We start from the raw sequence: 6993 nt of genomic DNA, 5'->3' as shown, positions 1-6993 counted from the left end.
GTCACCCTCTCAGGCCGGCTACGCATCGTCGCCTTGGTGAGCCGTTACCTCACCAACTAGCTAATGCGCCGCGGGCCCATCCGCAAGTGACAGCCAAAAGGCCGCCTTTCAACCAAAGACCATGCGGTCTTCGGTGTTATCCGGTATTAGCTCCGGTTTCCCGGAGTTATCCCGGTCTTGCGGGCAGGTTGCCCACGTGTTACTCACCCGTCCGCCGCTGACCAAATCAGAGCAAGCTCCGATCCGGTCCGCTCGACTTGCATGTATTAGGCACGCCGCCAGCGTTCGTCCTGAGCCAGGATCAAACTCTCCAAAAGAAAGTTGATTGGCTTTTCGCATTGTCCAACTTCGGCCAAAGCGGCCTCCGCTTTTCGTATTGTCCAGCTTCGGCCCGCCGCCGCTCGGGGTCAAATCACCTTCGCCTTCGGGATTGTAAATCCCTGCAGGCGAAGAACATTTGCCCATCGCGGCGACCCGCGGGCCTCAGCTTTTCTTTCGCGCTTCGTTTCGTTCAGTTTTCAAGGAACGAGACCTCTTCTTGAACTTGCTTCGTTGCAGTCTTGCGTCGAGGAACCCAATTCCCCCGAATTCACTAGAAGACACAGGCGCAAAGTTGCTGCATTGAAACAACTTCTCTGCTGATTTGCAGTCTTGAACTGAAGAATAGTTGAAGCTTCCTATTGCAAACAGCTCTTTTATACTAACATGCCTCTTTTTTCTTGTCAAGATCTTTTCCGTTGCTTTTCGTCACTCACCGCTATCGAACACTCTGTCGGATTAGCGACGATTTTTAATATACCACTTACCAATCAAAAATGCAATATCTTTTTTAAGGGAATTTCAAGAACCGACGCCAGACCGTTCCTTTAGGCTTCCTCCATCTCTTCGACGGTAAGAGGACTGGCAAATAAGTTTCATAACCGCCATGGCTGTCCGCATAAGATGTTATTAGGACAACGATTTTACAATGCAAAAAAGGGGGCCGATGTCATGTTTTACGCGTTGAACGGACGGACGCTGAAAAAAGCTCTCATTATTATCTGCTCCGCCTTTTTCACCGCCGTCGTCTTGTACGCTTATGAAATGAACCGTCCAGTTTTTTCGCTTCCTTCTGGGCCGAAGGCGGTATATAAAGTGGACAACGCCCGCAATGAGGTGGCGTTGACGTTCGATATCAGCTGGGGAGATGAGAATGCAGACAAAATTTTGGATGTCTTGAAGCAGCATGGGATTCAAAACGCGACCTTTTTCTTATCCGCCTCATGGGCCGAACGCCATCCAGCCGTGGTGAAGCGGATCAAAGAGGAGGGGCATGAGATTGGCAGTATGGGATATAACTTTGTCAACTATACGGAACTTGAGAACGCCAAAATCCGTCAAGATTTAATGATGGCGAAAAAAGTGTTTGACATGTTGGGAATGAAACAGGTTGAGCTGCTGCGCCCCCCTGGGGGGAACTTCAACAAAAATGTGTTAAAAGTTGCTCAGTCCCTCGGCTACACTGTCGTCCATTGGAGCATTGACTCGAAAGACTGGCTCAACCCTGGGACAGACCAAATTGTTGAGAACGTCACGAAGGACCTGGAACCGGGCGATATCGTGCTCCTTCACGCATCTGATTCGGCAAAACAGACAGCCAAAGCGCTGCCGAAAATTATCGCTTCCATGAAAGAAAACGGCTACAAAAACGTCAACCTCTCCGAGCTGTTGGCGAATGGCGAAGCCGAAAGCCGCGGGATCGAGTGACACGTTCCGACAGCGGCCTGCGCCGGTGCGGTTGGATTGCGGCGGCAGACAAGCCGCCAATTGGAATGATTGGCTTTTGGCGAACACGCCGTTTTTTTCGCGGCTGCCATAAGAAAACAGGCGGCGCCTTGCTTTCTTTATTGTTTCGCGCCGCCTGTCAATTTATGCAGTATAAGAAGCTGGTATGCATTGCATACTAATAAAGGAATCAACATCAAATACAGCCAATCACGGTCGTTGATGCGCAACACGGGAAACCATTCAATGACCGTAACGACGACCATAAAGAACAAAGCCGGAACGAACGCCCCTTTGTTCGTCTGTGCGCTCTTGACGTAGGCAACAACGAGACCAACCACCAAAATGAACAATGCGGTCAATAGATACGGAATGATTGAATCGCCCTTGTCCGCAAACGCCATGTAGCGGAAATACACTAAATCGAACAGCACGAACATGATCAAAACAACCTGCACAGCGTTCCATAGCGAACGGAAGATGCCAAGCCCGAACCGGTGGACGGTTAAATAAGCAAAAAACCCCGCCTGACTGATGACGCTGAAAATAAAGCCAACACCGATATGCCATAACAAAACAGCCATAAATTCGACCATTTCCAGGCGCAACAGCAAGCGCCCGAATTCTTCCCAGTTGAACACAATGCCGACGGCCGCCGTGGCGATGCCGCCGATCAGCAGCGTCGATAAAAATAAACGCACCCATTTGCGGCTGTTCACAGCTTCATCCTCCATCATTTCAGCATAACCCGCTTACCATTTTACCAGCGCCCTTGTGAAAAAGCCAGCTCCGATCTCCCCCATGTATATTTTTTTCGCCAACATTCATATTAAGGGTGAGGGATTTTTGCAGAAAGGAGCTCACTTTCATGAACAAATGCCTACCGCTCCTCTTGCTCAGTTTTCTCGTTCTTGGTTCCTGTGCCCCTCAAGAAATCAGCCCCCCTCCCCCGGATTATGACGAAACGAAAAAGATGGTTGTTGACATTTTAAAAACCGACGAGGGGAAAAAGGCGATTCAAGATATTATGTCGGAAGATCAGATGAAGCAGCAACTAGTCATAGATCAAAAAGCTGTAAAAGAAACGCTGCAACAAATGCTGACATCCGATCAAGGAAAAAAGTTCTGGGAAAGTGCGTTAAAAGACCCGAAATTCGCTGAAAGTTTTGCCAAAGGGCTGCAAGCAGAACATGAAAAAATGATGAAGGCGCTCATGAAAGATCCCGATTACCAGGCGCTGATGATCGATATTTTAAAAGATCCAGAAATGGAAAAAGCCATGGTCGATGTCTTAAAAAGCAAAGAGTTCCGCCAGCATTTGCAAAAGGTGATCACGGAAACGTTGAACAGCCCGCTGTATCAGGCGAAAATTCAAGATATGTTGATGAAAGCAGCTGAAAAGGTTCAGCAAGGCGGAGAAAAACAAGAAGAAGGCGGAGGGGAAGGGGGAGAGGGAGAAGAAAGCACCGGCAACCAACAAGGCGGAGGAGGTTAATCAAGCAAAAAAAGCGTCCGTGCGCTGAAAACCGCCAACGCTCTAATCGGCGGTTTCTCGCCATCGGACGCTTTTTGTGAAACCGATTAATATTTTGCAACGATTTTGCGGGCGATATCCATATAAATTTTCCCGATCGGATGATCTTCTGCGTAAACGGACGGAGCGAAGTCGTCGTCGTTCCAATCCGGCTGCTGAATCGGCAGCTGCCCTAACAGCTCGGTTTGCAGCTCTTTAGCCAGCTTTTCTCCGCCACCCTTGCCGAAGACATACTCCCGCTCCCCTGTTTTCCGGCTCTCGTAGTACGACATATTTTCGATCACGCCGATAATTTCATGTTCGGTGCGCAACGCCATTGCCCCAGCGCGGGCAGCGACAAACGCAGCGGTCGGATGCGGAGTCGTGACGATAATTTCTTTGCACGACGGCAAGAGCGTATGGACGTCCAAGGCGACGTCGCCCGTACCAGGCGGCAAGTCAAGCAGCAAGTAATCCAAGTCTCCCCATTCGACCTCTTTGAAAAAGTTGTTCAACATTTTCCCAAGCATCGGGCCGCGCCAAATGACCGGGGCGTTGTCCTCGACGAAAAAGGCCATCGAAATGACTTTTACGCCAAACCGTTCGACCGGGATGATTTTGTCGCCCCTCACCGTCGGGCGCTCGGTGATTCCCATCATGTCCGGAACGCTGAACCCATAAATGTCCGCGTCAATCAACCCGACTTTTTTGCCGAGCCGGGCGAGCGCGACCGCCAAATTGACGGAAACGGTCGACTTGCCGACTCCACCTTTGCCGCTGGCAATGGCGATATACGTCGTTTTTTGCTTGTTTTCGCTATATTTCTCCACCACGTCGCGCGGCAGTTCGGCGAACCGCAGCCCGACCGTTGCAGCACCCGCATCTTTCAGCTGCTCGACGATCGCCGTTTGCACGCGAAGCTGCTCGGGCGTTCCGGTTTTGGCGAGCGCGATTTTCACGCTGACATGGTTTTTCTCTTCCTTAATTTTGATTTCTTGAATGGCATTCGTCTCTTTAAACGTTTTGTTTAAAAAGGGATCTTTCATCTTTTCAAGAATGGCGCGCACTTCAGTTTCCGTCAACATCGTATTCACCAACCCTTTTGCAAATCAATGGTCATTTCTACGTGTTATCATACCATAAATCGGCAGACGGCCGCCATGTTTGACTTGCTCCCGCACGTCCCCGCGGTTGAAAAAGGGGAATTTCGAATTCCTTTTGGCGAAACAAGGCCGGTCGGCTGTCTGTCTCCTCTGTTCCGACCTTAAAAAATCCCCGCTACTCGCGAGGCGTATGTTCATTGGAAAAGTAGCGGAGCACTCCTTTATAAATCGAGGCGGCCAGCTTCGTTTGGTAGCCATCAGACACAAGCAGCTCTCGCTCATCGGGATTCGACAAAAACCCAACCTCGACAAGCGCGCCGGGGATTTTTGCATGCTTGAGCAAATAGACGGTATCAATCATTTTTGCCAGTCGATGGGTGTTCTCCAAATTGCGCCGCAATTCCGCTTGGATAAATCTCGCCAGCCGCTCGTTTTCGATGAAAGACCCGTAATAAAACGTCTGCGCCCCTCGCCAACGCGGCGACGGGATGGCGTTGAGATGGATGCTGATGAAAAGATCGGCATTCGATCGATTGACGAAAGCCGTTCGTTCGAGCAAATCCTCCGTTTTCCGTCGGCTGTAGCCGCGTGTGGACGGGCTGGCCAAGTCCCGATCCGTCTCGCGCGTCATCAGGACGAGCGCCCCTTGCTGCTGCAGATAATCGCGCAGCTTTTTCGCCACGTTGAGCGCGATGTCCTTTTCCACCGCCTCGCCACCGACGGCGCCGCCGTCCGGCCCACCATGGCCGGGGTCCAATACGATGATTCTCCCCGATAATGGGAGATTCCATGGTTTTGTTGATGTCAAATCGGAAAATAAAGACGGAAATAGCAAAGTGCTCATAAGGGCGACGGCAGCAAAAGCGACCAGCCACTTCCATTTTTCTTTCATTGTTTCTCCTCCCGCACGTTTCCCTTCTCTATCTTATATGGGACAAGTCGCGGGAATAGAACTCATTCAGCGAAGTTTTAGACGATGCCGTTTTTTGCCCCGCTCAAATCCTTCCGTCCACCAGTTGCCGATATATTGTTCACACGCGTCATACAGCGACTGGCTGAGGAAATCGTTGTCGATATTGCCCCAAAAGCAAAGAAAATCAAACAGCGTATCGATCAAATATTTTTCTTCTTGAGCACATCGACAGCGTACGCTGGCCGCAGGCTCCCCATAATAGCCGAATCGGCTGTAGCGAGCGCCGAGCAAATACGCTTCAATGGCCAGATCAATGCAGCCTTCCTCCACAACGGATGGGAACATCCGATACGCCGTATAAAACGGAACAAAGTGCTCAAGCGCTTTGGTCCGTAATTTCTCAAGCGACAGTTCGCGCAACATGTTCCGTTCATAGCGAAGCTGCTTTTCCTGCCTTTTTTCCGCCAATGAAGTGATGACTGTCATCGTCTTTCACGCTCCTTTACGATGTAGTGTCTAACGATCGCTCACAATCATACGCGCGGGCGAAAAGCAGAAATAAGCAAAAAACCCAGCCAAATCGGCTGGGTTGGAACATCGCGCGATTAACGTTTCGAGAATTGCGGAGCGCGGCGGGCGCCTTTGAGCCCGTATTTTTTGCGTTCTTTAACGCGAGCATCGCGCGTCAGCAAACCGGCCCGTTTCAGCACCGTGCGGAACTCCGGATCGACTTCAAGCAACGCACGGGCGATGCCATGGCGAATCGCACCGGCTTGGCCGGCAAATCCGCCGCCTTGGACATTCACCAAAACGTCGTAGCTGCCAAGCGTTTCCGTCAATACGAGCGGCTGTTTGACCATTTCGATGAGCGCTTCCGTCGGGATGTACTCGCGAATGTCACGCTTATTGACAATGATGCGGCCATCGCCCGGGACAAGGCGGACACGGGCGACCGAGCTTTTGCGACGACCTGTGCCGTAATATTGTACTTGTGCCAAAATCATACCCTCCCTTATGATTATCCGCGAAGTTCATACACTTCTGGTTTTTGTGCTTGATGCGGATGTTCGCTTCCACGGTAAACGTGCAACTTTTTGAACATTTGCCGGCCAAGGCTGCCTTTTGGAAGCATGCCGCGCACCGCACGTTCGATCATTTGTTCCGGGTAGTTCGTACGCATTTCCAGCGCTGTTCTTACTTTTAAGCCACCCGGATATAAGCTGTGGCGATAGTACAGTTTTTTCGTCAACTTTTTCCCAGTCAGTTCAACTTTGTCCGCATTGATGACGATGACGTGATCTCCGCAGTCAACATGCGGAGTGAACGTCGGTTTATGTTTGCCGCGCAACAGCGCCGCTACTTCGCTGGCTAAGCGGCCTAACGTTTTGCCAGCTGCGTCGACAACGTACCATTTACGCTCTACTTCATTCGGTTTCGCCATATAAGTCGTACGCAATGCAGTTCCCTCCTAAAATAAAAAAATGAACAAACAAATGGTCGTTTATTTCAACACGATTATGGTCCGGGGCTAATCGTGGAAAATACATGCCATATGATATAATAGCTTGCCGGCGCGCCAATGTCAAGAAGATGTTACACAAGGAGTCAGTCAAGACTTTGTGGAGAACATTTTTTCGGTTCACTACGGGCGTTGTCAATCACTAGTTATCGAACCATTTTCAGGAATTAATATCGTAAGC

8 protein-coding genes and 1 rRNA gene are annotated in these 6993 nt (G+C 50.4%); 2 read left to right on the top strand and 7 right to left on the bottom strand.

What is annotated here, in order from left to right; genetic code table 11:
• Positions 1-317, bottom strand: a 16S ribosomal RNA gene (locus JCR24_RS17270); the annotation flags it as partial.
• Between the two features lie 673 nt (positions 318-990).
• Here JCR24_RS17270 and pdaB point away from each other — a divergent pair.
• Positions 991-1746 carry a polysaccharide deacetylase family sporulation protein PdaB gene (gene pdaB, locus JCR24_RS17265; protein ID WP_015373734.1) on the top strand — a complete coding sequence of 252 codons (756 nt, stop codon included), beginning with the start codon at positions 991-993 and terminating at the stop codon, positions 1744-1746.
• A 137-nt stretch (positions 1747-1883) separates the two neighbouring features.
• On the opposite strand, the gene JCR24_RS17260 is transcribed toward pdaB, so the two are convergent.
• Positions 1884-2483: a KinB-signaling pathway activation protein gene (locus tag JCR24_RS17260; RefSeq protein ID WP_013143992.1), complete on the bottom strand. Its 600-nt coding sequence runs from the start codon at positions 2481-2483 to the stop codon at positions 1884-1886.
• Between the two features lie 149 nt (positions 2484-2632).
• Between JCR24_RS17260 and gerD the strand changes: the two genes are divergently transcribed.
• Positions 2633-3259: a spore germination lipoprotein GerD gene (gene gerD, locus JCR24_RS17255; RefSeq protein WP_014194611.1), complete on the top strand. Its 627-nt coding sequence runs from the start codon at positions 2633-2635 to the stop codon at positions 3257-3259.
• An 86-nt stretch (positions 3260-3345) separates the two neighbouring features.
• On the opposite strand, the gene JCR24_RS17250 is transcribed toward gerD, so the two are convergent.
• The 5 genes from JCR24_RS17250 to rplM all read right to left on the bottom strand — a co-directional run bounded on the left by JCR24_RS17250 (position 3346) and on the right by rplM (position 6749).
• Complete coding sequence (locus JCR24_RS17250) at positions 3346-4362, bottom strand: Mrp/NBP35 family ATP-binding protein (RefSeq protein ID WP_238981095.1); 1017 nt, start codon at positions 4360-4362, stop codon at positions 3346-3348.
• Between the two features lie 193 nt (positions 4363-4555).
• On the bottom strand, positions 4556-5272 hold the full coding sequence (gene cwlD, locus JCR24_RS17245; RefSeq protein ID WP_012820500.1) for an N-acetylmuramoyl-L-alanine amidase CwlD: 717 nt from the start codon (positions 5270-5272) through the stop codon (positions 4556-4558).
• A gap of 66 nt (positions 5273-5338) precedes the next feature.
• Positions 5339-5779, bottom strand: coding sequence for a YbaK family protein (locus tag JCR24_RS17240; RefSeq protein ID WP_015373733.1), 441 nt, complete (start codon positions 5777-5779; stop codon positions 5339-5341).
• Between the two features lie 119 nt (positions 5780-5898).
• Positions 5899-6291 carry a 30S ribosomal protein S9 gene (rpsI, locus tag JCR24_RS17235; protein WP_011229652.1) on the bottom strand — a complete coding sequence of 131 codons (393 nt, stop codon included), beginning with the start codon at positions 6289-6291 and terminating at the stop codon, positions 5899-5901.
• 20 nt (positions 6292-6311) lie between these two features.
• Positions 6312-6749: a 50S ribosomal protein L13 gene (rplM, locus tag JCR24_RS17230; RefSeq protein ID WP_011229651.1), complete on the bottom strand. Its 438-nt coding sequence runs from the start codon at positions 6747-6749 to the stop codon at positions 6312-6314.
• Positions 6750-6993: the final 244 nt, after the last annotated feature.

This window comes from Geobacillus sp. YHL, from assembly GCF_022341265.1.
In the GTDB taxonomy this organism is placed as follows: domain Bacteria; phylum Bacillota; class Bacilli; order Bacillales; family Anoxybacillaceae; genus Geobacillus; species Geobacillus thermoleovorans.
The sequence above is the reverse complement of the archived record's forward strand: the minus strand, read 5'-3'. Positions and strand labels throughout refer to the sequence as shown.

Excerpts from the sequence above, each read along its gene's own strand:
- pdaB (WP_015373734.1), top strand. The coding sequence starts at position 991 with ATGTTTTACGCGTTGAACGGACGGACGCTGAAAAAAGCTCTCATTATT.
- gerD (WP_014194611.1), top strand. The coding sequence starts at position 2,633 with ATGAACAAATGCCTACCGCTCCTCTTGCTCAGTTTTCTCGTTCTTGGT.
- JCR24_RS17250 (WP_238981095.1), bottom strand. The coding sequence starts at position 4,362 with ATGTTGACGGAAACTGAAGTGCGCGCCATTCTTGAAAAGATGAAAGAT.
- cwlD (WP_012820500.1), bottom strand. The coding sequence starts at position 5,272 with ATGAAAGAAAAATGGAAGTGGCTGGTCGCTTTTGCTGCCGTCGCCCTT.
- JCR24_RS17240 (WP_015373733.1), bottom strand. The coding sequence starts at position 5,779 with ATGACAGTCATCACTTCATTGGCGGAAAAAAGGCAGGAAAAGCAGCTT.